Here is a 26,266-nt window from a genome sequence, read left to right as displayed (position 1 = left end):
GGCTCGAACCAGGGACCTGCGGATTAACAGTCCGTCGCTCTACCGACTGAGCTATTGGAGAATCTGATGCGCATTTTATGGATGAAATCTAAAAGCGTCAATAAGAATATTAAAGAAAATGAATCGTTTGCTTGATTAATATGCTTTTGCTGTATTAAAAATAAAAAAACCACCCCAAATAGGGTGGTTTTTCATAAAGAAATAAAATTATTTCTCTACACCAGCTGGTTGACCTGCAAGTTTTGCATTTGCATAGTCCCAGTTCACAAGGCTTTCTAGGAAAGTTGCGATGTATTTAGGACGTAAGTTACGGAAATCGATGTAGTAAGCATGTTCCCATACGTCAATTGTTAATACAGCAATTTGGCCATGTGCAAGTGGAGTGTCTGCATTAGAAGTTTTAGTAATAGATAATTTACCGTTTACTTCATCAGCAACTAACCAAGCCCAACCTGAACCGAATTGAGTTGTTGCAGCAGCAGTAAATTCTTCTGCAAACTTTTCGTAGCTACCAAAAGCTTCGTCAATTTTAGCAGCGATTGCGCCAGTAGGCTTACCACCACCATTTGGCTTCATGCTGTTCCAGTAGAAAGTGTGGTTCCAAACTTGAGCAGCATTGTTGAAAATACCAGCTTTAGATGCATCACCAGCAGTCGCTTTAATGATTTCTTCTAAAGTTTTACCTTCAAGGTCAGTCCCTTTGATTAAGTTGTTTAAGTTAACAACATAGGTATTGTGGTGTTTATCGTGATGGTATTCTAAAGTTTCTTTACTAATATGTGGCGCTAAATCATCATAGCCATATGGAAGTGCAGGTAAAGTAATGGTTGTCATGTTCCTATTCCTTGCATTTGCTGGGTTATACAATTAAGTGGCTCTATTGTAAATGATTCTGGTAACAATAGGGCATCGTTTTAAAGAACTATACACAATAAAGATCTAATTAATACGCATAACACAGATTGAAAAAAAGACTTAATTAAATCGGATTATTCAATTCAAAATATTCAGCTTCAATTGAAAACTGTTTTGAGATCGCTTGTGCCAAACGCTGAACTCCATAACGCTCAGTAGCATGGTGACCACAGGCGAAATAGTGAACCCCTAATTCTTTTGCTTCATAAAAAGTTCGTTCACTGACTTCACCTGAAATATAAGCATCACAATTTTGCAAAGCAGCTTTAGCAATAAAATCTTGAGCGCCGCCTGTACAGAAGCCTACTTTTTGAATGCTTTGCTTTTCTGCTGGCAAATGAATCACTTTAAAATCAAAACTGTTTTGAAGCTGTGCTTTAAACTCATCTACAGAAACTGCTTGCTCTAAATAACCAATATTACCAATCGGATGTTTCTCGGTTAAATCGAGTGGTTCTAAATTCTTCAAGTTTAGTTTTTCTGCAATCGCTACATTGTTGCCCAAAGTTGGGTGTGCATCTAAAGGTAGATGATAAGCGACTAATGAAATATTATTTTGAATGAGTTTTTTAATGCGGTTGCCTCGCATTCCAGTAATTGGATACGGTTCACCCTTCCAAAAATAACCATGATGTACGAGTAATAAATCTGCATTTTGAGCAATTGCTGCATCAATCGCATCTTCGGAAGCAGTAACCGCACAAACGATACGTTTTACTTCAGTTGAACCTTCAATTTGCAGGCCATTTGGTGCGTAATCTTTAAATTCTGCCGCTTTTAAGGTTTGGTCGCACCACTGAATAATTTCATGCAAATTTGCCATGATATTTCCTGAATTGAGTAGTAAATAATTGCTAAAGCTATAGAAACATATTTTGTTGTGTAACTAAAGCTAGACAAATCTTTTTTGACTTTTTTATGTATATCGACATATTTAATTTAAAATGCTTAACTGAAAACTCTTTTTGTTCAATATATTAATTTAATTAAAAACTTCTTTGCGTAGAGGATATGAACGTGCGCCGCACCTTTACATGGTTACCTTGGGTGTTACTTATTATTGTAATTGCCAGTTTTATTGCATGGCAAAAATACCATCAGCCGAAACCAACTGTTGCAGTTGATGGGGTGCAAATGCCTGCTGAGAAAGTTGAACCACTCGTTGATACTTCGCGAGCGGGCGGGGTGGTATCTTATAGCGCTGCAGTAAAAGTTGCAGCGCCAGCAGTTGTTAATATTTTTACGACCCAGAAAGTTAAACAAAATCATCCATTATTAAGTGATCCGGTCTTCCGTGAGTTTTTTGGAAATCAGGTTCCTGAACAACAACAGCAAAATGAAAATAGCTTAGGCTCTGGGGTTATTGTACGAGCTGATGGTTATATTCTGACGAATAATCATGTGATTGCTCAAGCTGATCAGATTGTAGTTGCATTACATGACGGCCGTCGTGCAGAAGCAACGATTGTTGGAACAGACCCTGATACTGATTTAGCTGTAATTAAAATCGATTTAGATAAATTACCTGTATTGCCATTTAAGTTGAGTGGTAATGAAGTAGGTGATGTGGTCTTAGCAATTGGTAACCCATTTGGCGTAGGCCAAACGGTAACTCAAGGTATTATTTCTGCGACTGAACGCTCTGATTTAGGCATTAATACCTATGAAGACTTTATTCAAACAGATGCCGCAATTAACCCAGGTAACTCTGGTGGAGCATTAATTGATGTGGCTGGGAATTTAATCGGGGTAAATACTGCTATTTTCTCTCAGTCAGGTGGTTCTTTAGGAATTGGTTTTGCAATTCCTGCTAAAGTTTGCCAACAAGTTTTAAACTCGATTTTGAAAGATGGCCGTGTAGTCCGTGGATGGTTAGGTATTAGTTTAGTACCGCCTACACAAGAAGACGTATTAACACCTAAACAGCAAATTGGTGTTGTGGTTGCAGATGTCTTGAAAAATGGTCCAGCTGCATCAGCAGGTATTAAGATTGGTGATAAAATTATTCAGGTGAATAACCAACAAATCACTTCAGCATCTCATTTGATTAATTATGTTGCATTACAAGCGCCTAACAGCGAAATTAATGTAATGGTCGAGCGAGATGGGAAGCAACAAAACTTTGTGGTGACAGTAGGGGAAAGAAAAAACCAAAATACTCAATCGCAATTTATACCGCTGCCTAAACAGTAAAGATAAAAAAGCCTCGTAATGAGGCTTTTTTCTTGGTGTTAATTAAGTATGAGATAGTGCTTGATGCTGATGTTTGAACTCAGTTAAAGCATCAATACGGTACTGAATGAGCATTTCACCAATCTCAGCACCTTTAATGTTTTCAGGTAAATCCTGAACTTTAATAGAGCGAACGATTTGCATCGCATCCAACATGTACTGAGCTTGTGGATAAGGTCGGTCTTCTAAACCTAATCTTCCTTTAGCATCACATTCACATGCTTGTACAAAAGCTTCAACTCTCTCAGGACGACGTAATACATCTAGACGCTGTAATAGACGCCATACTGTTCCCGGTTTTAACGACATAATTTGATGACATTTTAGGTGTTCTTTACACACTGATAATGCCAACTGTCTAGTTTGAGTTGGAACTTTTAAACGTTCACATAACTCGGTAACAGGTTTTACTCCACGTTCTTCATGCATGATATGGCGAGGAAGTTCGTTAGCTGGAGTCAATGCTTTACCCAAATCATGTACTAAAACAGCAAATCGAACATCAAGTGAATAGTTTGATTTACAAGCTTGCTGTAATGACATTAAGGTATGTATGCCGCAGTCCACTTCTGGATGATATTCAGGGCGCTGTGGTACACCAAATAATGCGTCAATTTCAGGGAAAAGATGTTTCAACGCCCCACAGTCACGTAATGTCTGAAAATAAACATCCGCATGATCTTCTAAAAGTGCGCGAGAAGTCTCTTTCCATACACGTTCTGGTGTTAAGGCATCAAGCTCACCTGATTCGGCCATGGTTTGCATAAGCTGCATTGTCTCTGGCGCAATCTGAAAACCATATGAAGAATAGCGAGCCGCAAAGCGTGCAACACGTAAAACACGTAAAGGGTCTTCAGCAAAAGCTTCTGAAACATGACGCAAAGTTTTATTTTCTAAATCGGTTTGACCACCATATGGATCGTATAATTTGCCATCTTGATCCATTGCTATGGCATTGATGGTTAAATCACGGCGAATTAAATCTTCTTCTAAACTTACTGTGGTATCGGTAAAAAATTGAAAGCCGTGGTAGCCTTTACCAGATTTTCTTTCAGTACGTGCAAGTGCATATTCTTCTTTCGTTTCGGGATGAAGAAACACAGGAAAATCTTTGCCTACAGGTTGAAAACCTTGGGCGAGCATGTGTTCCGGCGTTGCACCGACAACAACATAATCTTTTTCTTGATAGGGATGCCCAAGTAAAAAATCACGGACGGCACCGCCTACTAAATACACTTGCATGAAAAAACCTCTATTCTTCAAGCAATCATGCTACAGAATAGAGGTTTTCTCAAGTCATTAGAGATGCTTTTCGTAAAAAGCAGTTTCTAAATTACTTTTCTTGTTGTTGGATTTCAGCAACAGTTAAAGCAGTCATATTGATAAGACGACGAGTTGTTGCTGTAGGTGTCAAAATATGAACAGGTTTTGCTGCACCAAGTAAAATTGGACCAATAGTAACGTTGTTACCAGAAGTTGCTTTCAACAAGTTAAATGAAATATTTGCTGCATCTAGGTTTGGCATAATGAGCAAGTTTGCCGAACCTTTGAAACGTGAGCCAGGGAATGCAAATTGACGAATGTTTTCGTCTAATGCTGCATCACCGTGCATTTCACCTTCAACTTCAAGCTCAGGAGCTTGCTCAGATAAAATACGATAAACTTCACGCATTTTTTGAGCACTTGAGTCAGTCTGGTCACTACCAAAACTTGAATGAGAAAGCAGGGCTACACGCGGAGTAATACCAAAACGACGTACTTCTTCAGCTGCTAAAATAGTCATTTCAGCAAGTTGTTCAGCAGTCGGGTTTGTATTTACGTATGTATCAGCAATAAACAAGTTACGATCTTCAAGCATTAATGCATTTAAGGTGAAGAAGTTATTCATACCTTCTTTTAGACCGATGACATTGCGTACAAAGTCAAGGTGAATGTTATAGCTACTGTAAGTACCACATAACATACCGTCTGCTTTACCGAATTTAACCAGTAGAGATGCAATTAATGTTGAACGGCGACGTGCTTCACGTTGAGCATATTCAACAGTAATACCTTTGCGTTGCATAGTTTGATAGTAGTCTTTCCAAAACTCTTCATACATCGGGTTTTGTTCTTGATCTACAATCTCAATGTTTACGCCATGTTGTAAACGTAAGCCTAATTTTTTGATATTAGCTTCAATTACATCAGTACGACCTACTAAAATTGGTTTAGCTAAATCTTCATCAACTGCGATTTGCACTGCACGTAATACGCGCTCATCTTCACCTTCAGCATATGCGATGCGTTTAGGATCAGTTTTTGCTTGAGCAAAAATCGGTTTCATCAAGAATGCAGAGTTATAAACAAACTCAGATAATTTTTGACGGTATGCAGAGAAATCTTCGATCGGACGAGTTGCAACACCTGAATCCATTGCAGCTTTAGCAACAGCAGGGGCAATTTCTAAAATTAAACGTTGATCAAGTGGACGTGGAATTAAGTAGTCACGGCCAAATGAAGCAGATTTTTCGCCATAAGTTGCTGCATCTGCTTCTACGTGTGCCATACGTGCAATTGCATGTACACATGCAATTTTCATGTCTTCATTAATCGTTGTTGCACCAACGTCAAGCGCACCACGGAAAATGTAAGGGAAACATAATGCGTTGTTTACTTGGTTTGGATAGTCAGAACGACCAGTTGCCATGATTACATCAGGACGTACTTCATGTGCATGTTCAGGTAAAATTTCTGGATCTGGGTTTGCCAAAGCAAAAATAATAGGGTTCTCAGCCATCTGTTTCACCATTTCTTTGGTGAGAATACCAGCAGCAGAAAGACCCAAGAACATATCAGCACCAGCCATTACTTCATGTAACTGAGTCGCTTTAATGTCTTGAACATAACGTTTTTTCGATTCATCCAAGCCTTCACGTGAAGTAGTGAGTAGACCGCGAGAATCGGCAACAATGATATTTTCTTTATTTACGCCTAAAGCACAAAGTAAATCTAAACAAGAAAGGGCAGCAGCGCCTGCACCTGAAGCTACAATTTTGATTTCATCAATTTTCTTATTTACAAGTTGCAATGCATTAAGCAAAGCTGAACCTACAATGATACTTGTACCGTGTTGATCGTCATGGAATACAGGAATTTTCATGCGTTCGCGAAGTTTCTTTTCGATATAGAAACATTCTGGCGCTTTAATATCTTCGAGGTTGATACCACCGAAAGTTGGCTCAAGAGAGGCAACAATATCTACAATTTTATCTGGATCGTTTTCTGCAATTTCGATGTCAAATACGTCAACACCAGCAAACTTCTTGAAAAGTACGCCTTTACCTTCCATTACAGGTTTAGACGCTAATGGTCCAATATTACCTAAACCAAGAACAGCTGTACCGTTACTGACTACGGCAACCAAGTTTCCGCGAGCTGTATATTTAGCAGCAGCAGATGGATCACGTTCAATCTCTAAACATGGCGCAGCAACTCCTGGTGAGTAGGCTAGAGCCAAATCTCGTTGGTTGACAAGTTGCTTACTTGGGGTGACGCTGATTTTCCCTGGGTTTGGATATTCATGGTAATTTAAAGCGGCCTGTTTTAAAGATTGATCGTCCATCTGAGTCTCTATTTGATACAAAAAAGCAAACTAGTCAAATTGCTCATTTAGGGAGAGGCAACTCGCTTCTTTAACTATGCTTTAATTTTTACCAATTAAGAGAATAGTAGACGAATTGCCAATAGCCCCGTGGTGAGCTAAATGCTAAAGAATATAACACTACTTCTTTATTTCTCACAGTCAAAAACGCTCATTTTTGGAAAAAGCAGCATAGGTAAAATAGATGATTAGAACAATTAAGAAATATGCGGATTTGTTTGTAGATAAGGAATAATCTGCTCGGCAGGAATAGGGCGACTAAAGAAATAGCCTTGTAAAAAATCACATTGCTGTTTTTGTAGATAGGTGACTTGTTCTTTTGTTTCTACACCTTCAGCAACCAGTTTAAGTCCCATACTTTTACCCATCGCGATCATTGCATTTACTATTGCTTCTTGTTTGTGATCACCAATTTTAGAAATAAAAGCACGATCAATTTTTAATACGTCAATTGGGTACTCTGTCAGATAGGCTAAAGATGAATAACCCGTACCAAAGTCATCTAAGGCAATGGAGATATCTCGTTGTTTTATCGCATGTAATAGCGTTTTTACATTGGCAGTATTGTCTAGAAGGGCTGACTCTGTAATTTCAAGTTCGAGATCTGAACCTTGAATATTATATTTTTGCAAAACCTCATCTAAGTCGTTGAGTAATAAGCCTCGATGTATTTGTTGAGCGACAATATTTACAGAGACTTGAATATTGATATAACCAGCATTTTTCCACTCTTGGAGTTGCTTTCCAACTTTATCTAAAACAACTTTCCCAATATCTGAGATCAGGCTACTACGCTCAGCAAAAGGTATAAACATATTTGGCAGGATTAATCCTTTTTCAGGATGCTGCCAACGAATGAGTGCTTCAAAACCAATAATTGATTGATCGTGTAGATTAATTTTGGGCTGGTAATAAATGACAAATTCATCATTTTGGATGGCTTTACGTAGCTCTTGCTCTAAATCGGCAGTTTTATATGAGTGATTTGTTTTATTGCAGTAATAGCAAATTGTATTACCACCTAAACGTTTTGCCTCGGAAAGAGCTTGCTCTGCATGATTGTTGAGATGATCAATTTGTCTGCCATGTTCAGGAAAACATGCAACACCGATAGATGCGGTAATAAAATATTCGTGATTATCAATGTAAAAAGGTGCATTGAGTGCTTGTAAAATGTTTTGGCAATATTGCTCAACATTTGGATGAATTGGCGAAATTTCATAAATGATTGCAAAATCATCACTATTTAAATAGGCGACTAAAATCGCATTGATATTGATTAAGCGTAATCTTTGTGCGAACTGTTTAAGTAACTCATCACCACTATCATTATTTAAAAATTCATTGAAAGCTCGGAAGCGGTCAATATTTACCCGTATTAATGCTAGATTTTTAATGTTATATGAAGGGTTTACAAGATATTGATGTAATTGATTGTAGTAGTAAAGACGATTAGGCAGATGGGTGAGGCTATCGTAGTTTTTTAAGTAAGATAGGTGCTGCTCTTGGCGCTTTTGCTCAGTGAGGTCGCGTGCAAATCCAATATAATTGGTAATTTGATTGAATTCATCTTTGACCACATTGATATGCAACCATAAATATACGCTTTTACCAGAACTAAACTTTTCATCAAACTGGCCCATATATTCTCCTGTCTCCAGAAGTTGTTGCGTTATTGATGTATGAAACTGTTGTTGTAGTTCTTTTTGATTAATTGTAATGCTAAATAGTTCTTTATTCAGAAGTTCTGACTTAGAAAATCCGGTTAATTTTTCGTAGTAGGGATTACTATCAATATAGTTTAGGTGCTCATCTAAAATAAATATTCCTTCCGCAGCTTGCTCGAGCACAATTGCAGATAGTCTTAGATGTTCTTGGTCCTTTTTCTCTTGATGTATATCGCGGGTCATTCCTACCATACGAAGCGCTTTTTGTGTCTTTGGATCTCTAGTGATGACACGGCCTACATCATGAATCCATCTCCAAGAACCATCTCGACGTAAAATTCGAAAGGTGATATTAAAATGATCTGTAACGCCTTCCAAATGTTGTTTTAAACGTTCGTCAAAAAGTTTTTTATCGCTTGGGTGTATACGATCTAATATGGTATTGAGATGAATAACGGCGGTTTGAGTTTGTTTTTGTTGATCGAAAAATGTAATTTCCAATCTTTGACTTTCAATATCCCAATCCCAAGGTCGAATACCCGCAGTTTCATGTGCAAAAGCTAAATTATAGTGATGGCTTTCGAGTTGCTCATTCATTTTGGTGAGGTCATAGGTACGTTCACGTACTTTTTGCTCAAGTAAATGATTATTAAATTGAAGCTGGGCTTCAATATCTTTGGACTTATTCACTTCTTGTTGGAGTTGTACACATAATTCTTCAGCCCATTGGGTATGCTGGTCTGAAATTTGAACAAGCTGTTTATTTTTTAATAATAATTGAGAGATCTTTTGGTAATTGCGTTGAGTTGCATATGCACAAAGCACAGTTGCTACAAAGGTGAGGTTATAGGCGAAATAAAAAGGTAGCTGAGTTATGGGATTATGTGTGAATTGAGCAATTAATAGAGGGAGGGTACTAGGAATAAATAAGAGATAAAAATATCGGGGTTGCTGTGTTAAAAAAGTAAGGCCAATGATATGAGCCGAAGTAATAAATAAAGCAATTAAAATATGAGCATCTGGTAGTGCAATTAAGTCAGGAGGTAGATAAAAATGAATAATTGTGACATTTATTCCAATTAAAATTCCTGATAATAAACAAATACTTTGTAAGACACGATCAGCTTTTTTTGTAAAATCAATCGTGCGATAGTGGGTTAAAATATTTGGAATAAATAATAAGCAGACAAGAGCGACGACGGTAAGGCCAATAGACCAGCTAAATATTGTTATTGTAGATGAAAAATAGTAAGAAAAAATACCATATGAAATGAGGCACAGTAATATCAGGCTAATTAAATACCAGCGGATATATTGAGTTGAAAGTTTCAGCTGTTCAATTTTTGTTTGATGCTGTAGATATTCTTCCTGAAGCCCAGACATAAGATTTTTCTATCCTATTTTTTTACATATATACAGAAAGAATCTGATTTATCAGTGAAAAAGAATTTGAAATTTTATTCATACAATAAAAGTAAGTTAACTTTAAATAATGATTTAATCAATGTGCAGAGAACTTAGGTGGATAAAAATCGATAATTTAAAATAGACAAGGCAACAACAGGGGCAGTTTCTGTACGCAAAACTCGGTCACCAATGCACCAGTTCATAAATCCAGCTTGATTGGCTTGGGTAATTTCATTTTCACTTAGGCCACCTTCTGGGCCAATCAATAAGGCAAGTTCAGGCTGTATTCCCGCCAATACATCTTTTTGTTCTTTTTCTGGTGCTAAAACAAATTTAGATTGAGGAAGCTCAGAAGAACTTAACCATTCATGAAGAGAAATAGGCGCTAATACTTCTGGAACTAAGTTCAAGCCACATTGTTCACATGCTGCAATTGCAACAGCTTGCCAATGATCTAATTTTTTTTGATCGCGGTCGTATTTTAAGCGCATTTCACAACGCTCACTTGTTAGCAATTGAATCTGACTTACACCCAATTCAGTGGCTTTCTGAATGGCATAATCCATTCGATCGCCTTTACTCATGACTTGACCTAAAACAGCTTTAAAAGGGGCATCACGGTTTGCAGGGTTAAAATTCTCAATGGTGACAAACGCATTTTTTTTATTAATTTCGGACAAAGTCGCGAGATATTCACCACCTTGTCCATTAAATAGAGTCGCTTGTTCTTGTAGTTGTGCACGTAAAACACGCACCCAATGATGGAATACTGATTCTGTCAGTTGAATTGTTGAGCCAACTGTAAGTTCAGTTTCGATAAAAAAACGATTCATTGGGTACGCCTTACAAAATTAATTTAAACCAAGGTCAACAACAAGCTGACGAGTTGGTTCGACTTGGTTCATTGAGTAGAAGTGTAAGCTTGGTGCACCACCTGCAATGAGGCGTTCGCATAGCTTAACAACAACTTCATGACCAAAAGCTTTAATACTTTCACTGTCATCGCCATAGGCTTGTAATTGCTTACGAATCCAGCGAGGAATTTCAGCACCAGTACCATCTGCAAAGCGAATTAAATTACTTGCATTGGTAATAGGCATGATACCAGGAGCGACTGGAATGTTAATTCCAGCTTTTTCCAAACGCTCTATAAAATAAAAGTATGAGTCTGGATTAAAGAAGAATTGAGTAATTCCTGCATTGGCACCAGCTTGTACTTTTTCAATAAAACGTTGGATATCTGAGTCAAGGCTTTCGGCTTGAGGATGCATTTCTGGATAAGCCGCAACCTCAATATGAAAATGGTCGCCTGAGTGCTCACGAATAAAACGTACTAAATCTTGAGCATAAGGAAGTTCGCCAAGACCAACCTGTCCAGATGGTAAGTCACCACGTAAAGCGACAATACGGTCAATGCCTTGAGCTTTGTATAAATCGAGTAGTTCAGCAATACGCGTCTTATCATCACCAATACAAGAAAGGTGAGGGGCAACAGGAGTGCCTTTACCATTGAAATCTTCAATAGCAGCAAGTGTGCGTTCACGAGTAGAACCACCAGCACCATAAGTAATCGAGAAAAACTCTGGATTTAATTGCTGTAATTCTTGGTGAACAATACGAAGTTTTTCAGCACCGGCATCAGTTTTTGGCGGAAAAAACTCAAAAGAAATAGGTGTACGTTTAGTCATGTCAAATCCTTGTAAACAGCGAAACATTTTTAGAAAAAAGGGCAGTCGGTTCACCGTCTGCCCTTATGTTCTTAGTATTTGTAAGCGTCAGATTTGAATGGCCCCTCAACAGCAACGCCTAAATAATCAGCTTGCTCTTGAGTTAACTGAGTAAGTACACCACCGAAACCTGCAACCATTGCAGCAGCAACTTCTTCGTCAAGTTTCTTAGGAAGAACTTCTACGCGAATTTTTGCAGCTTTTTCACTTGCAGGTAGGTCGGCAAATTTCTCTTGGAATAAGTGAATTTGACCTAAAACTTGGTTAGCAAAAGAACCGTCCATTACACGTGATGGGTGACCAGTTGCATTACCTAAGTTTACAAGGCGGCCTTCAGAAAGAAGGATAAGGTAATCGTTTTCGTCTTCTGAACGATAAACTTGGTGAACTTGTGGCTTAACTTCAACCCACTTGTAACCACGTAAATAAGCCGTGTCAATTTCTGTATCGAAGTGACCGATGTTACATACAACTGCACCAGCTTTTAAGCTGTCTAACATTGCTGCATCGCACACGTGGTAGTTACCAGTAGTGGTTACAACAAGGTCAGTATTTCCAAGTAAGTCGTGGTTAATATCTTCTTTTTTGCCTGTTTGTACGCCGTTTTTGTATGGAGATACAACTTCATAGCCGTCCATACATGCTTGCATTGCACAAATCGGGTCAACTTCGGTTACACGAACGATCATGCCTTCTTGGCGTAAAGATTGAGCAGAACCTTTACCTACGTCGCCATAACCGATCACAAGTGCGCGACGGCCAGATAAAAGCATGTCAGTTGCACGTTTGATTGCGTCATTTAATGAATGACGGCAACCATATTTGTTGTCGTTTTTAGACTTGGTAACTGAGTCGTTTACGTTGATCGCAGGAACTTTCAAAGAACCGTCTTTCCACATTTCGATAAGACGTTGAACACCTGTTGTGGTTTCTTCGGTAATACCGTGAATACGTTCTAAAAGCGCAGGGTATTTTTCATGAACAAGAGCAGTTAAATCACCGCCATCGTCCAAGATCATGTTGGCATCCCAAGGTTGGCCATTTACATTAATCTGTTGCTCTAAACACCATACATATTCTTCTTCAGTTTCACCTTTCCAAGCAAAAACTGGAATACCGCGAGCAGCAATTGCTGCAGCAGCATGGTCTTGAGTTGAGAAAATGTTACATGATGTCCAGCGTACTTCAGCACCTAATTCAACAAGCGTTTCAATAAGAACCGCTGTTTGAATAGTCATGTGAATACAACCAAGAATTTTTGCACCAGCAAGTGGTTTTGAAGCTGCATAGCGTTTACGTAAGCCGATCAAAGCTGGCATTTCTGCTTCAGCAAGTTTAATTTCTTTACGGCCGTAATCAGCAAGAGAGATGTCAGCAACTTTGTAATCTGTAAATGAAGCATTAACCGCGTTCATCAGGATCTCCTAGGAAAAAATAGTATTGATCATTCTGTTCGCGGATGCCGTTGTTGGTTAAAACGAGCGTTTAACCGATCGTCGAGCCTGGCAAATTGATCTTTAGTGCCGATCAATTGTCGCAGCATCCCTCGACTAGCGAAACATTGTACTTGGAAAAGCTTTTAGTGCCAATCCAGTTTTGTTTATTATCTGCGTAATTATCACTTTAGATTCTAATTATGGCATTAAATATTCCCGAGTCGTTGGCAAGCCTAGAGTCAAACTGTGGCGTTTTTGCAGTTTGGATGGTGCTTCAGCATCATGGAGTACAAATTGATGTGGTTGAGCTGATTAATGTTTGCCGACACGATGAAGGAGGCACCTATACTATTGCCTTAGCTGTTGCTTTAAAGAAACTAGGATTTGAAGTGTCATTTCATTCAGATGAGGATCCTAGCATTAGCCAAAGCGAACGAATGAGCTATAAAGAAGCAAAGGTATTAAAAATTCCAACTGGACCAGCACTAAGCTATCAAGATATTCAAGCTGCAATTGAAAATGGAAAAATGGTGATTGTCTATTACGATACTTTAGCAGGTGTTGGAAATCAGTCGCTCATTTATTCTATAGATCAAAATGAAATCTGCTTTTTTGATAGTTTTGAACCTATGTCAGCGGCAGTTTTTGAAAAGCAGCGTCAAGTAGAGGGGATTTGCCGTCAGGCTATTGTGATTGATGATTGTAAGTTTCAGATGCATTCATCCAAATTGAATTAGATAAAAAGAGCCAGTAGAGTGCTGGCTCAATTGAAGTTATTTTTGTTGATATTCTTGAATCACTTCTAAAGCAGCGCGAAAAGCTTCTTGTGTAGCAGGGGCGCCGCAATATGGCAGGCTGTGTAATAAAGTTTCTTGAATCTCTTCAACTGTACAACCATTGTTGAGTGCACCACGAACATGGCCTTTGAGTTCAGTTGGTGATTTTAGTGCCGTGAGCATTGCCAAAGTAATTAATGAGCGATATTTACGAGGTAGCACACCTTCACGTTGCCAAGTCGATCCCCATGCATGCTCGTTAATCCAGTCTTGCACAGGCTGGGTAAAGGGTACGGTATTTTCTTGTGCACGCTTTACAAAAGCTTCTCCCATCACTTCTGTGCGAACTTTTAATCCATTTTCGTAATCTTGCTTAGACATTAATTTCTCCTAAAAATAAAAGCGTCGATTGACGCTTTTATGGCTGTTTATTAATTAATGCGAATCAAGTGTGATTGCAATAGTGAATTAGTGGAGGCATCAGTCACTAAATTTGATGAGGGTTCGACAAAGGAAGATCTTTATTTAAATCTTCATCAAACACATCTGTAAGCATGCTATCGAATCGAATTGCGTTGTATTGCAATAATTGTTGAGCTTCGCTTTCAGAAATAAAGCCTTCTTTTATCGCTTGTGCAATATTCTCTTCGAAAGTAAGTCCCGTAAATTTGCCTTTAGATTCAGCTTTTTTAAACTTATCCCAAAGTGGTTCAAGCGTTCGCAGGATTTGGAAAGTATGCTCTAAACGACCAGTTACATCATCGGCTTTGGTTGAATAAAATACATGATGTTTAAGCTGCTCTCTAAAAGGATGCTCCTGCATCATAAGTTCAGCGACTTGCTGTTTTAACTCATCGTCAGGTTTTGAAATGACACGTCCAAGAGGGAAACAGATCCATTTTACAAATGCTGCTGGAAGTTTAGCTGGGAAGTTTTCAAATAATCCCCAAAATGCTTCCTGAATATTCAAGAGCGCTTTTTGTAGCGCTAATTTAGCGTGAAGTTGTTCAGCTTCAGTTTTTTGTCCAGCTTCATAAAATTTTAATATCGCAGTAGAAATAAAGAGGTGCGCGTGAATATCTGCCAAGCGACCTGATAACATTTCTTTGCGTTTTAAGTCGCCTGCAAGTAGGCCAAGTGACATATCTGAAACAAGTGCGAAGTTGGCACTAAAACGATTAATCGTTTTATAGTAACTTGCAGTGAATTGATCTGCTGACTGAGGCGCATCGCTTGAGCCACCTGTCCAACCGTAGGCAAATGATCTAGCACCGCGGTTAAAGGTATAGGCTAAATGTTTAAATAACAAATCATCGAATTTTTTGACTGAGTTATTTTTATCTTCAGATTGAAGGAGTTGTAACTCTTCAAATAGATAAGGATGACAACGCATTGAGCCCTGACCAAAAATCATCAATGAACGGGTCAAAATATTTGCACCTTCTACCGTAATAGCAATTGGAATTGCTTGATAGGTAAGGGCAAGGAAATTACGTGGTCCAAGTTGAATAGCACGTCCTCCAGCAATATCCATTCCGTGATTTACGACTTTACGCATCGTTTCAGTTGCATAATATTTTGCCATAGCAGTCATCACGGCAGGTGTTCCACCTTGGTTTAGGCCACATGTCACTAAATAACGAAATGCTTCAAGCATATAGGCATCGCTGGCAATTTCACTGGTTGCTTCTTGTACGCCTTCAAATTTACCGACAGAAATATTAAATTGCTGGCGAATTTTCGCAAAAGCACCAACGGTTAAATAACTCATTTCACCTGCGGCTGTTGCTAGAGCTGGAAGGGAAATACCACGGCCTACACCTAAACATTCCATGAGCATTCGCCAGCCTTTTCCGGCATTTTCTTGACCACCAATAATCCAGTCAATAGGAATAAAAATATCTTCTCCTTCTACTGTTCCATTCATAAATGGTGAACCAGGATAATGGCGTGCTCCTATTTTTACACCCGTATGACTTGCAGGAATTAAGGCACAAGTAATACCGTATTCTGTTTTGTTTTTATCTCCCAGTAGGCCTTCTGGGTCATAAAGTTTAAAGGCTAGACCAACAACGGTGGCAATTGGCGCAAGCGTAATCCAGCGTTTAGAGAAATTCATGCGAAGTCCAAGGACTTGAGCACCTTCATATTCACCGTAGCAAACAACACCTGAATCTGGAATGGCGCCTGCATCTGAACCTGCTTCTGGGCTGGTTAAACCAAAGCATGGGATCTCTTCACCTTTAGCAAGGCCCGGTAAATATTGCTGTTTTTGTGCATCGGTACCGTAGTGCATGAGTAGCTCACCTGGTCCTAACGAGTTTGGAACCATACAACTCACAGCTGTGGTGAGTGAGCGGGAAGCAATTTTGCTCATAATACGGCTTTGGGCAAATGAGCTAAATTCTTTGCCACCAAAGGACTTTGGAATAATGAGGCCTAAAAAACCTTTATCTTTAATAAATTGCCAAACTTCTGGTGGTAGATCTTTTAAGTGATGATGGATCTCCCATTCATCTAGCATGCTACAAAGGAGCTCAACTTCATTGTCGATAAAACTTTGTTCTTCTGCTGACAAAGTTGGGTAGGGGTAATTTTCAAATTGTGACCAATCGGGTGCCCCCATAAATAATTCTTTTTCCCACCAACTGGTACCTGCCTCTAAAGCTTCTTGTTCAGTCGTACTGATGCTCGGCATTGAGTTTGCTAAAGTTTTATATGCAGGTTGAGTAATCAGATTAAAGCGTAATGGTGCAAATAAAATAATGATACTAAGGACAATAAGGGGAATACCTAAAAGGAGAGCCCATGGCGTTAGTATGAGTGCAGTAAGTATGGCTACAGCAATCGTAATAACACTACCAATGGTTCTGTTTAGATTAAAAAAGAAAATTGCCCATATTGCAAAAAGCTGAATGACAACGCTTAAAACAAAGAGTAGGAAAATCATACTTGCTCCTTGCTAGATAAGCCCTCAAGTTAGAAGTTACAAAAAAGCGAGGAGAGATTTAAGGCTTAACTAGCTAATTTTTAATGCTGTTTAAATTTAATTTTTTATGTCGCAATTGATGTATATGCTAGAGCAGGGATATATCGTACTTTTAGGTATAAGATATTTTTAAGTGAAAGTGTAATGGGTTGTTTTATCGATTTGTCAAGAAATGTTATTGATTTTCTTATACAAATAAAAAGCCCTCTAACGTAGAGGGCTTTTATAGATATTTAATTTTTAAGCTTCGACAACTTGAACAGCGATTTTTTTAGCTGGATCTACTTTGCGACGAACTTCCGGCACTGGTTCACCGTGGTATTGACGATCAGCAAAGTAACTTGAACGAACCATTGGTGCAGACCAAATATTTCTAAAACCAAGTTTACGGCCATGCTCTGCATAACGTTCGAACTCTTCTGGCGTTACAAAGCGGTCAATTGGCGCGTGTTGTTTAGAAGGTTGTAAGTATTGACCAATAGTCACATAGTCAACATCATGAGCACGCAAGTCATCAAGCAAAGCAATAACTTCTTCTTCAGTTTCACCGATACCCACCATCAAACCACATTTTGTTGGGATATCAGGGCAATATTCTTTAAACATTTTTAATAAGTTTAAAGAATGTTGATAGTCTGAACCTGGGCGCATTGCTTTATATAGACGTGGCACAGTTTCGATGTTGTGGTTAAATACGTCTGGCGGACATTCAGTCATAATGCGTAAAGCAATATCCATACGTCCGCGGAAATCTGGTACTAAAATCTCAAGCAATGTATTTGGGCTTAGTGCACGAGCTTCTTTGATACAGTCCACAAAGTGTTGTGCACCGCCGTCAAGTAAGTCATCACGGTCAACCGAAGTAATTACTGCATATTTGAGCTTAAGATTAGCAATTGTCTCTGCCATGTGACGAGGTTCATCTGCATCGAGTGCATTTGGACGACCATGTGCTACATCACAGAAAGGGCAACGACGTGTACAAATATCACCCATGATCATGAATGTTGCTGTACCACCACCAAAACATTCTGGTAGGTTTGGACAAGCAGCTTCTTCACAAACGGTATGGAGTTTTTGAGCACGTAAAGTGGTTTTAATACGCTGAACTTCTTCTGGTGCCGTCATCTTGACACGAATCCAGTCAGGTTTACGCGGCACTTCAACCGTAGGTACAACTTTTACAGGAATTCTTGCGACTTTTTCTGCGCCACGAAGTTTTACACCCTGTTCAGGTTTACGGTGTTCTGACATATTTAACTTTTCCACTCGTTTATAGAGACATTGACATTGTATTATAGCGAACTTCTGCAGTTAATAGCGGAAAATAACTATTCATATAATAAATGTGGTTATTCAGAAATATAGGGTTGAGAAATACATAAATTCACCGCATATTAGCCATAATTTATTATAAAATATAGTCATTCAAGTGAGGAAGGAGCTTTCAATGCCACGTAAAAAAGAGGTCGTTAGTGGGAATTTCGTTAAATACGATGCGGTAGTTCTCGGTTCTGGACCTGCAGGTGAAGGCGCGGCAATGAAGCTTGCAAAAGCGGGTAAGCGTGTTGCAATTGTAGATGTGCGTGATCAACTGGGTGGTAACTGTGCACACGTAGGTACCATTCCAAGTAAAGCATTACGTCAAACAGTTTCTAGTATTATTCGCTATCAGCGCGATCCAATGTTTCAAAAAGTAGGTGAATGGAAACAGTTCACCATGAAACAGGTTTTGCGTAATGCACACAAAGTAATTCAACAACAGGTTGATACGCATACACGTTTTTACGATCGCAATAAAATCGGTGTATTCCACGGCCGTGCATATATTCAAGATAAAAATACAGTTTTAGTTTTTAGCCATGAAGGCATTAAAGAAACAATTATCTGTAAGCAAATCGTGATTGCTACAGGTAGTCGTCCTTATCATCCGCAAGGTTTAGACTTTGATCATCCTCGCGTATTCGATTCGGACAAAATCCTTGATCTTGATTATTCAATTCAAAAAATCATTATTTACGGCGCAGGTGTTATTGGCTGTGAATATGCCTCAATCTTTATTGGTCTAGATCATAAAGTTGACTTGATTAATACTCAGCAAAAATTATTAAGTTATCTAGATGATGAAATTGCTGATGCATTGTCTTATCACTTGCGTGAACAAGGTGTATTGATTCGTCATAATGAGCAAATGGATCACCTAGAAACGTTTGATGACCATGTTGTACTACATTTACAAAGTGGTAAAAAGATTAAAGCCGATGCGATTCTTTGGTGTAACGGTCGTTCAGGAAACACTGAAGGCTTAGGTCTTGAAAATGTTGGCTTAGTACCAAATAACCGTGGTCAACTTTCAGTAAATGATCAATATCAAACTGAAGTTGAAAATATTTATGCTGCTGGTGACGTGATTGGTTGGCCATCACTTGCTTCTGCTGCTTATGACCAAGGGCGTTGTGCTGGCGCAAACATGAGTGGTGAAGATGCGAAGCCAGTACGTGATATCCCAACAGGTATTTATACTATTCCAGAAATCTCATCAATTGGTAAAAATGAACAGGAACTAACGGAAGAGAAAATTCCGTATGAAGTAGGTCAAGCTTCTTTCCGTCATTTGGCTCGTGCGCAAATTACCGGTGATACAGTGGGTGAGTTAAAAATTCTTTTCCATCGCGACACTATGGAAATTTTAGGTATTCATTGTTTTGGTAATAACGCTGCCGAAATTATCCACATTGGGCAAGCAGTTATGCACAGCCCAAACAATACCTTGAAATATTTTGTTGAAACAACGTTTAACTATCCAACAATGGCAGAAGCATATCGTGTAGCTGCGCTTAATGGTATGAATCGTTTGTTTTGATTTTAAATAAGTTTTTCATAAAAAAGCCCGCAAACTTGCGGGCTTTTTTATTTTCATTAGACCATAGGTTTTTTATATTTTTATGACAATTTGCAGTATGCGTCTGGCTGTCTATATCTCTAGTGGGCACAAAATGCTTGATTAAAATATACAAATAAATCAGGAGTTTGTTTCCATAAAATGATTGAAGAGGCCAGCAGAGTAATCACGAGCAAAGTCATAATTGTTTTCAAAAGTAAGGCATTATGCGTCATGGATAACAGCCTCCTCATTTACAAAAAAATGTACGATTACCCCTAATATACTCAAAGCTATTGAACATAGCCAAATTGCATTGTAATTACCTGTTAAGTCATGGTTAACACCGCCAAGCCAGCCGCCAAAGAAAGAACCGACTTGATGGGTGAAAAACACAATACCACTTAACATTGAAAGGTATTTAACACCAAACATATTTGCCACGATGCCGTTGGTAAGTGGAACTGTAGAGAGCCATAGTAGCCCCATAATGACGCCAAAAGCATATACCGTATAAGTGCTTAGAGGTAATAGTAAAAAGGCGATGATTGCGATGCCTCGGCTACCGTAAAGTGCCATTAATAATTTAGGTTTTGAGAATCGATCTCCTAACCAACCTGCCCCATAAGTCCCCACAATATTAAATAACCCAACTAAAGCAAGAAACACGGTACCTGTAGCTGCATCAAAGCCGTGATCGATTAAATAGCCCGGCAGATGAACACCTAAAAAGACCACCTGAAATCCGCAGACTAAAAATCCTAAAGCTAACCACCAGAATGGCTTATGTTTTCTAGCAATATTCAGTACTTGTTTAAATGTGAGCTGTGGTTGAGCAATTGCTTTTGGTGTTTGATTGCTTGGTCCTTTTAGCATCCACGCTAGGGGAATGATAAACGCAATTAACAGTGCACTCACCATTAAAGCTGACGACCATCCTACCGTTTTAAGCAAGAGAAGGGTGGAAGGTAGCATAATAAACTGACCAAAAGAGCCTGCTGCACTGGCAATACCCATTGCCATACTTCTTTTTTCTGGAGGGGCAGCTCGGCCTACTGCACTCAGTAAAACCGTAAAAGAGGTTGCTGATAAAGCTAAACCAATAATAAGGCCTAAGCTTAAATTTAAAATGAGTACACTTGAACTAAAAGCCATTAAAAGTAGGCCTAGGGTATAAAGTAAGCCACCAACAGCAACCACAACTTTACTGCCATATTTATCTGCAATTGCTCCAGTAAAAGGCTGAACAGCTCCCCAGATCAGGTTCTGCATGGCTATCGCAAGACTAAAAACATGCTGTCCCCAGCCAAATTCATGGCTCATGGGTACAAGGTAGAGACCGAAACCATGACGGACACCTAATGAAAGGGCCAGAATAATTGCACTGCCAATCAGCATATAGATGAGGGACTGAGAAAATTGGTTGCCAGTTTTAGTCATGATTAATGGAAAATTATAATAATGATGATTTATTGTAGAAGATATATCGAAAAATATCGATATAGTTGGAGGGAATATTTAAGAAGAATTAAAAAGTTCTGAAGAATCGTATTTTATGAGAAGAAAATTAAAGAAGCAGACATCATTTTGATCTCTGCTTCTTGTAAAAATTAAGCTGCGGAATTACGTTCAAGTAATGCTTGTTCAAAAAGGACTTGTTCTTTTTCTTTATGTTCAGTCGTGAAGCGAATTAGAATTACGCTACAGCCTGCGACCATAACCAAACCACCTAAAATAAATAGACAAGTTTGAACATCTAGCAAACCTTTTAATAAGAAACCAGCTGCAACAGCACCCACATTGCCACCTGCGCCAATAATGCCTGCAACACCACCTAAAGCATTACGATCAATAAATGGTACGAGAGCATAAGTCGCGCCACAAGCCATGTGAGTAAACAAGGCAAAAATGGTCATAGAAATAATTGCAAGAGCGACCACATTCATTTGAGAGAAAAGAATCAAGAATAAACCTTCACCCAAAATCATGAGTACCAGTACTTTAGTGCGGCCATCTAAACCTTTTTTGAGTGCGACTTTATCGGAAATAATACCGCCAAGTGCACGAGCAAAGAGTGCAAGAAGACCAAATATCCCCGCGGTTAAACCAGCAGTTTTTAAATCCATTTTGAAATGATCAACATAGTACATTGCTGCAACGTTATGGATAAAAATTTCAATCCCGAAACATGCACCGTAAGCCACAAATAAAATCCAGACACGGTAGTTACGGGCAGCTTGCATCAAAATTGCCATGCCACCTTTTTTACCACTGCCAACTTCAATCCCTTGTGCGCGGACTTCTTTGAAGTTTCCTTGAGGACAGTCTTGGGTGAGTTTCCAGTAAAGAATACCAACAATGACCATCATTACGCCTGGTACGATTAGTGCAACACGCCAGCCCATAGTTTGTTCGACACCGAACATGACAATTGCACCAAGTAATAAAGGCATTAGAGCTTGGGTTGCACCGCCACCAGCATTACCCCAACCAGCTGCTGCCGCATTTGCTGTACCTACAACATTAGGTGCAAACATAACGCTTGTATGATATTGCGTAATAACAAAGCTTGCGCCAATTGCACCAATCAGTAAGCGGAAGAATAAAAAAGACTCATAACTGTTAGCAGCAGCAACCCCAAATACAGGAATACTGCCAAGCAAGAGAAGAGCTGTATAGGTAATCCTCGGGCCATATTTATCACAAAGTGGGCCGACAGCGAGTCGTACTAAAATCGTAATTGCAACGGCGGCAATATTGATATTGGCAATTTGGTCTTTGGTTAAGCCGAACTCACCTTTAATAACCGGCATTAATGGTGCGCAAGCAAACCATGCGAAGAAGCACACAAAGAATGCGAGCCATGTCATGTGGAAAGCGCGCATTGCAGGAGTAGAAAAGCTAAATAATTTTATTTCAGTTGCTTTTTTTGCATCTAGATTGATATTTGAAGACATACGCCGTCCCTCTGAACTGAACGAAATTTTAATTTGCATGGCAATTTATTGCCTATCTGCAGACCGATCAGAGCGGACATCGTTGGCCGTCTTGGTTTATTCATTGAATCATCGTTGACTCATCTCGCTATGAATAAAGCAAAGCTTGTGCCAAAAAATTAATTTTACTAAAAAGGAAAAATTACTTTCTAATTCTATTGAGTTAGTTTATTAAAAATAAAATTAATTAAAAAACAGAAATAAATCAGTAAATGCTCATAAGAGAGGAAGGCGGTAAATTTTTTCAATCGGCTTTATAAAAGTGCTCATTTTTTTAGCATTTTGATTTAAAAAGAAGCAAAATATAGAAAAAAAGAAAGCTATAAAAACGTGCATAAGTTTTTATAGCTTTGGGTGACACAAAAATTAGAAGCGGTAACCGACACCAACATATGTAATGAGTGGGTCAATATCAATTTTGGTATTCGCTTTAATTAGCTCTTTACCTGTATTTTGGTCAGTCACATATATTTTTGCTTCACTATTCATTTTGGAATATGAAACTGAACCAACAGCAAACCAGTTTGGGTTGAAGTCATAAGATGCACCTAGAGTCACAATAGGGGCAAAAGTATCGGTTGCTTCTAGTTTAACGATAGGATTTGCTGATGATGTGTTGCGATCTAATGCTGCACCAGCTTTACCATCATGGATATTCTGGATCATGTGACCCGCTTGAATTAAATCGGCCTCAATACCGGGATTCATTTTTAAATCATTAAAGTATGCATACATCACGCCAGCTCCGATATAAGGACGGAACTTATTTACCCCTGATTTACCAAATTGATAATGTAGTTCAACGGCTGGTAACCATGCACGAGCAGTCGCAGCCTTACCTCCCTGAGAAAGATCAGTAATATGCAGGTCTTGTTTTAAAGGAATATCTCCACCCGCCTCGGAAATTCCATCTCCTATGATTCCTCCTATTAAAGATCCGTCTTTTAGAGGAGTCGCTTTTCCAGAAAGGGGAGCATAAATATTACCTTTTCCATTAATATCTACTTTAGGAGGAATACCACCTTTAATTTCTAAAGATAAATTGTCCGTAAAGTTGTAATTAAACATAAGACCAACAGTATCAACATCAGCAGCTTCTAAGCCAGAACCTTGTTGTTGCCATTGAGAAAGACCATTAACTTCTGCTGTACCTGCAAGTGATGAGGGAAGAGTGTCTGTAAACTTATCAAGAAGGCTAATAGTGCTATACCAGAATTTTCCTGAAGTTTTACTTTGGTCGATTGCATCTAAAACGGCTTTTGTAGATACATCTCCAACTTTAGATGTTGTACCTTCTGCAACGCTAGTATTGATATTGACAGGGTTTCCTGAGCCTTGAGGCATCGCATGGAGCCAACCAGCAGAGACAGAAAAACGTTTGAAGCCATCGCCATCTTTAAAACTAAAATATGGTGAAGCGGCATAAGTGAATGTTGGCAGAGCAAAAAAGGCAGCTGTCATACAAAATAATGACTTTTTCATCATAAAAGGACTCCATGTCCGACATTTGTTTACTGATTTTTATTGAGCCCACCATACCTTGTTTTATTGAATAGATTGTGTATTAAAAATTAATAATTGTAATTTTTTTGAAATATTTGTTTATATTTAGAAAGATTTATTAATAAAAAATACATAATAAATAATAAAAGGCTACATAAAGTAGCCTTTTATTTAAGATTTTTAAATTATTGGTTGAAGCGAGATAGGTCTTCTTCAGGACGAGCAGTTAAGACTTCAATGCCTGTTTGGGTAACTAAAATAGTATGTTCATATTGAGCTGAAAGTTTATGGTCTTTCGTTACGACAGTCCATTTGTCACCTAGCAATTTAGTTTGCCATACGCCAGCATTTACCATAGGTTCAATTGTAAAAGTCATACCTGCTTCCAGACGCATACCTGTACCAGCTTGACCATAATGGAGTACTTGAGGTTCATCATGGAAAACAGTTCCAATACCGTGACCACAATATTCACGTACTACACTAAAACGTTCTGATTCGACATACTTTTGGATTGCATGGCCGATATCACCTAAATATGAACCGTCTCTAACAGTTGCCATCCCACGATACATCGCTTCTTGAGCAACTTTGCATAGACGGTTGGCTAAAATAGAAGTTTCACCACCAACGACATACATCATGTTGGTATCGCCGTGATAACCATCTTTAATGACAGTAACGTCAATATTAAGGATGTCACCATTTTTTAAAATTTTATTTTCAGAGGGAATACCATGACAGACAACATGGTTAACCGAAGTACAAATAGAGTGTTGAAAAGCAGGGCGCCCAGGAGCTCCACCATAGCCTACACATGCAGGAATAGCATGCTGCACATTTTCAATGTGATTGCGACAAATGGTATCAAGTTCAAGTGTACTCACACCTGCCTTAATATGGGGCTTGATCATCTCTAGAACTTCAGCCGCCAGTCGTCCTGCAATGCGCATTTTTTCAATTTCATCTGGAGTTTTGATTAATCGACGTGGAGCTGTATAAGTACTGTTCATGATCTCTAAAAACTTTTGGTAATTTACAAGTGTCTATGGTATAAATAGCCGCCCATTTTATCAAATGCTTTTCGTGAATATCTTTTACGAACAATTTTGATAGATGGAGTAAAAAATCCGCACATATATCGTCACATTACTCTGGGTGCCTGTAAAAAGGTGGAGAATGCGGATATATGGAGGCCTAACCCAACTTTTAAGGTAAAGAAAATGGCAGATTACAACGTAAGCATGCGCGACCTTCTTCAAGCAGGTGCGCACTTTGGTCACCAAACTCGTTTCTGGAACCCAAAAATGCGTCAATACATTTTTGGCGCGCGCAACAAAATTCACATCATCAACCTTGAGCACACTGTTCCTGCGTTAAATGATGCTTTGAACTTCGCTAACCAATTAGCAAGCAAAAAGAACAAAGTTTTGTTCGTTGGTACAAAACGTGCTGCTTCTAACATCATCCGTGAACAAGCTCAACGCGCTGGTCAACCATATGTAGATCACCGTTGGTTAGGTGGTATGTTGACGAACTGGAAAACACTTCGCCAATCTATCAACCGTTTAAAAGATCTTCAAACTCAATCTCAAGATGGTACTTTTGCTAAGCTTACTAAACGTGAAGCTTTAGAACGTGCTCGTGAGATGGAAAAACTTGAGCGCTCTTTAGGCGGCGTTAAAAACATGGGTGGTTTACCTGACGCATTATTTGTAATCGACGTTGATCACGAAGCGATTGCAATCAAAGAAGCTAAGAACTTAGGTATTCCTGTTATCGGTATCGTTGATACAAACTCTAACCCAGACAACGTTGATTACGTTATTCCTGGTAACGATGATGCGATCCGTGCAGTAACTCTATATGCTTCAGCTATGGCTGACGCAATTCTTGCTGGTAAAGAATACGCTCAATCTCAAGCGAACGCTCAAGCAAAAGGCGATGACGCTGCGAAAGACGCTTCTGAGGCTTAATGCGTTTTGACGCAGGCTTGTCATTTTTGCGACATGTAATGGTGGCAAATTAAGCGTCGAGAGTGCAAACGGCCCAGAGTTTCTTTGGGCCGTTTTTGTTGAAAAGATTTATTTTCTA

Annotated in this window: 19 protein-coding genes; 4 read left to right on the top strand and 15 right to left on the bottom strand. The window is 38.9% G+C overall.

The genetic code is table 11. The features are described 5' to 3' along the window. Positions 1-207: 207 nt before the first annotated feature. Positions 208-834: a superoxide dismutase gene (locus ACTJJG_RS02975; protein ID WP_000208083.1), complete on the bottom strand. Its 627-nt coding sequence runs from the start codon at positions 832-834 to the stop codon at positions 208-210. A gap of 145 nt (positions 835-979) precedes the next feature. Then, positions 980-1,738, bottom strand: coding sequence for a Nif3-like dinuclear metal center hexameric protein (locus ACTJJG_RS02970; protein WP_001284932.1), 759 nt, complete (start codon positions 1,736-1,738; stop codon positions 980-982). A 194-nt stretch (positions 1,739-1,932) separates the two neighbouring features. Between ACTJJG_RS02970 and ACTJJG_RS02965 the strand changes: the two genes are divergently transcribed. Continuing rightward, on the top strand, positions 1,933-3,108 hold the full coding sequence (locus tag ACTJJG_RS02965; RefSeq protein ID WP_032055385.1) for a S1C family serine protease: 1,176 nt from the start codon (positions 1,933-1,935) through the stop codon (positions 3,106-3,108). A gap of 42 nt (positions 3,109-3,150) precedes the next feature. Here the strand turns inward: ACTJJG_RS02965 and ACTJJG_RS02960 are convergent, their stop codons facing one another. The 6 genes from ACTJJG_RS02960 to ahcY all read right to left on the bottom strand — a co-directional run bounded on the left by ACTJJG_RS02960 (position 3,151) and on the right by ahcY (position 13,006). Next, a complete protein-coding gene (locus ACTJJG_RS02960) occupies positions 3,151-4,389 on the bottom strand; it encodes a multifunctional CCA addition/repair protein (RefSeq protein WP_017398614.1) in 1,239 nt (412 codons plus the stop codon). Between the two features lie 91 nt (positions 4,390-4,480). Beyond that, entirely contained in the window at positions 4,481-6,751 is a 2,271-nt protein-coding gene (locus ACTJJG_RS02955) for an NADP-dependent malic enzyme (protein ID WP_372549798.1), read from the bottom strand. A gap of 236 nt (positions 6,752-6,987) precedes the next feature. Continuing rightward, positions 6,988-9,840, bottom strand: coding sequence for a putative bifunctional diguanylate cyclase/phosphodiesterase (locus ACTJJG_RS02950; protein ID WP_032055386.1), 2,853 nt, complete (start codon positions 9,838-9,840; stop codon positions 6,988-6,990). Between the two features lie 134 nt (positions 9,841-9,974). Next, a complete protein-coding gene (locus tag ACTJJG_RS02945) occupies positions 9,975-10,697 on the bottom strand; it encodes a 16S rRNA (uracil(1498)-N(3))-methyltransferase (RefSeq protein WP_014207254.1) in 723 nt (240 codons plus the stop codon). An 18-nt stretch (positions 10,698-10,715) separates the two neighbouring features. Continuing rightward, the gene (metF, locus tag ACTJJG_RS02940) at positions 10,716-11,552 is read right to left on the bottom strand and encodes a methylenetetrahydrofolate reductase [NAD(P)H] (protein ID WP_000167014.1); all 837 of its coding nucleotides are present in this window, start codon (positions 11,550-11,552) and stop codon (positions 10,716-10,718) included. A gap of 71 nt (positions 11,553-11,623) precedes the next feature. Beyond that, entirely contained in the window at positions 11,624-13,006 is a 1,383-nt protein-coding gene (gene ahcY, locus ACTJJG_RS02935; RefSeq protein ID WP_032055391.1) for an adenosylhomocysteinase, read from the bottom strand. A 221-nt stretch (positions 13,007-13,227) separates the two neighbouring features. Here ahcY and ACTJJG_RS02930 point away from each other — a divergent pair, with 221 nt between their 5' ends. After that, complete coding sequence (locus ACTJJG_RS02930; RefSeq protein WP_032055393.1) at positions 13,228-13,764, top strand: cysteine peptidase family C39 domain-containing protein; 537 nt, start codon at positions 13,228-13,230, stop codon at positions 13,762-13,764. 36 nt (positions 13,765-13,800) lie between these two features. Here the strand turns inward: ACTJJG_RS02930 and ACTJJG_RS02925 are convergent, their stop codons facing one another. The 3 genes from ACTJJG_RS02925 to lipA all read right to left on the bottom strand — a co-directional run bounded on the left by ACTJJG_RS02925 (position 13,801) and on the right by lipA (position 18,046). Then, positions 13,801-14,184, bottom strand: coding sequence for a carboxymuconolactone decarboxylase family protein (locus tag ACTJJG_RS02925; protein WP_032055395.1), 384 nt, complete (start codon positions 14,182-14,184; stop codon positions 13,801-13,803). 106 nt (positions 14,185-14,290) lie between these two features. Then, complete coding sequence (locus tag ACTJJG_RS02920; protein WP_032055399.1) at positions 14,291-16,753, bottom strand: acyl-CoA dehydrogenase; 2,463 nt, start codon at positions 16,751-16,753, stop codon at positions 14,291-14,293. A gap of 279 nt (positions 16,754-17,032) precedes the next feature. Next, positions 17,033-18,046, bottom strand: coding sequence for a lipoyl synthase (gene lipA, locus ACTJJG_RS02915; RefSeq protein WP_002118167.1), 1,014 nt, complete (start codon positions 18,044-18,046; stop codon positions 17,033-17,035). Between the two features lie 196 nt (positions 18,047-18,242). Here lipA and sthA point away from each other — a divergent pair, with 196 nt between their 5' ends. After that, positions 18,243-19,655, top strand: coding sequence for a Si-specific NAD(P)(+) transhydrogenase (gene sthA / locus ACTJJG_RS02910; protein ID WP_002118117.1), 1,413 nt, complete (start codon positions 18,243-18,245; stop codon positions 19,653-19,655). A 243-nt stretch (positions 19,656-19,898) separates the two neighbouring features. Here sthA and ACTJJG_RS02905 read toward each other — a convergent pair whose 3' ends face one another. From ACTJJG_RS02905 to map, 4 genes are all read right to left on the bottom strand, one after another. Continuing rightward, a complete protein-coding gene (locus ACTJJG_RS02905; RefSeq protein WP_032062815.1) occupies positions 19,899-21,113 on the bottom strand; it encodes an MFS transporter in 1,215 nt (404 codons plus the stop codon). Positions 21,114-21,283: 170 nt separating this feature from the next. Then, entirely contained in the window at positions 21,284-22,630 is a 1,347-nt protein-coding gene (locus ACTJJG_RS02900) for an MFS transporter (RefSeq protein WP_005068199.1), read from the bottom strand. A 405-nt stretch (positions 22,631-23,035) separates the two neighbouring features. Beyond that, positions 23,036-24,154, bottom strand: a complete 1,119-nt coding sequence (locus ACTJJG_RS02895) for an OmpW/AlkL family protein (RefSeq protein WP_032062817.1) — start codon at positions 24,152-24,154, stop codon at positions 23,036-23,038. Positions 24,155-24,357: 203 nt separating this feature from the next. Then, positions 24,358-25,185, bottom strand: coding sequence for a type I methionyl aminopeptidase (gene map / locus ACTJJG_RS02890; RefSeq protein ID WP_002118165.1), 828 nt, complete (start codon positions 25,183-25,185; stop codon positions 24,358-24,360). Between the two features lie 210 nt (positions 25,186-25,395). Between map and rpsB the strand changes: the two genes are divergently transcribed. After that, positions 25,396-26,148, top strand: a complete 753-nt coding sequence (gene rpsB / locus ACTJJG_RS02885) for a 30S ribosomal protein S2 (RefSeq protein WP_002118204.1) — start codon at positions 25,396-25,398, stop codon at positions 26,146-26,148. Positions 26,149-26,266: the final 118 nt, after the last annotated feature.

This window comes from Acinetobacter sp. 22512 (assembly GCF_052044755.1).
GTDB lineage: Bacteria > Pseudomonadota > Gammaproteobacteria > Pseudomonadales > Moraxellaceae > Acinetobacter > Acinetobacter pittii.
This window is presented reverse-complemented; position numbering and strand designations above follow the sequence as displayed.

Bases quoted from the DNA above. Each gene is read 5' to 3' on its own strand.
- ahcY (WP_032055391.1), bottom strand. From the start codon at position 13,006: ATGAACGCGGTTAATGCTTCATTTACAGATTACAAAGTTGCTGACATC.
- ACTJJG_RS02945 (WP_014207254.1), bottom strand. From the start codon at position 10,697: ATGAATCGTTTTTTTATCGAAACTGAACTTACAGTTGGCTCAACAATT.
- sthA (WP_002118117.1), top strand. From the start codon at position 18,243: ATGCCACGTAAAAAAGAGGTCGTTAGTGGGAATTTCGTTAAATACGAT.
- lipA (WP_002118167.1), bottom strand. From the start codon at position 18,046: ATGTCAGAACACCGTAAACCTGAACAGGGTGTAAAACTTCGTGGCGCA.
- ACTJJG_RS02925 (WP_032055395.1), bottom strand. From the start codon at position 14,184: ATGTCTAAGCAAGATTACGAAAATGGATTAAAAGTTCGCACAGAAGTG.
- rpsB (WP_002118204.1), top strand. From the start codon at position 25,396: ATGGCAGATTACAACGTAAGCATGCGCGACCTTCTTCAAGCAGGTGCG.
- ACTJJG_RS02960 (WP_017398614.1), bottom strand. From the start codon at position 4,389: ATGCAAGTGTATTTAGTAGGCGGTGCCGTCCGTGATTTTTTACTTGGG.
- ACTJJG_RS02975 (WP_000208083.1), bottom strand. From the start codon at position 834: ATGACAACCATTACTTTACCTGCACTTCCATATGGCTATGATGATTTA.
- ACTJJG_RS02920 (WP_032055399.1), bottom strand. From the start codon at position 16,753: ATGATTTTCCTACTCTTTGTTTTAAGCGTTGTCATTCAGCTTTTTGCA.
- ACTJJG_RS02895 (WP_032062817.1), bottom strand. From the start codon at position 24,154: ATGATGAAAAAGTCATTATTTTGTATGACAGCTGCCTTTTTTGCTCTG.
- map (WP_002118165.1), bottom strand. From the start codon at position 25,185: ATGAACAGTACTTATACAGCTCCACGTCGATTAATCAAAACTCCAGAT.
- ACTJJG_RS02930 (WP_032055393.1), top strand. From the start codon at position 13,228: ATGGCATTAAATATTCCCGAGTCGTTGGCAAGCCTAGAGTCAAACTGT.
- ACTJJG_RS02970 (WP_001284932.1), bottom strand. From the start codon at position 1,738: ATGGCAAATTTGCATGAAATTATTCAGTGGTGCGACCAAACCTTAAAA.
- ACTJJG_RS02900 (WP_005068199.1), bottom strand. From the start codon at position 22,630: ATGTCTTCAAATATCAATCTAGATGCAAAAAAAGCAACTGAAATAAAA.
- ACTJJG_RS02905 (WP_032062815.1), bottom strand. From the start codon at position 21,113: ATGACTAAAACTGGCAACCAATTTTCTCAGTCCCTCATCTATATGCTG.
- ACTJJG_RS02955 (WP_372549798.1), bottom strand. From the start codon at position 6,751: ATGGACGATCAATCTTTAAAACAGGCCGCTTTAAATTACCATGAATAT.
- ACTJJG_RS02950 (WP_032055386.1), bottom strand. From the start codon at position 9,840: ATGTCTGGGCTTCAGGAAGAATATCTACAGCATCAAACAAAAATTGAA.
- metF (WP_000167014.1), bottom strand. From the start codon at position 11,552: ATGACTAAACGTACACCTATTTCTTTTGAGTTTTTTCCGCCAAAAACT.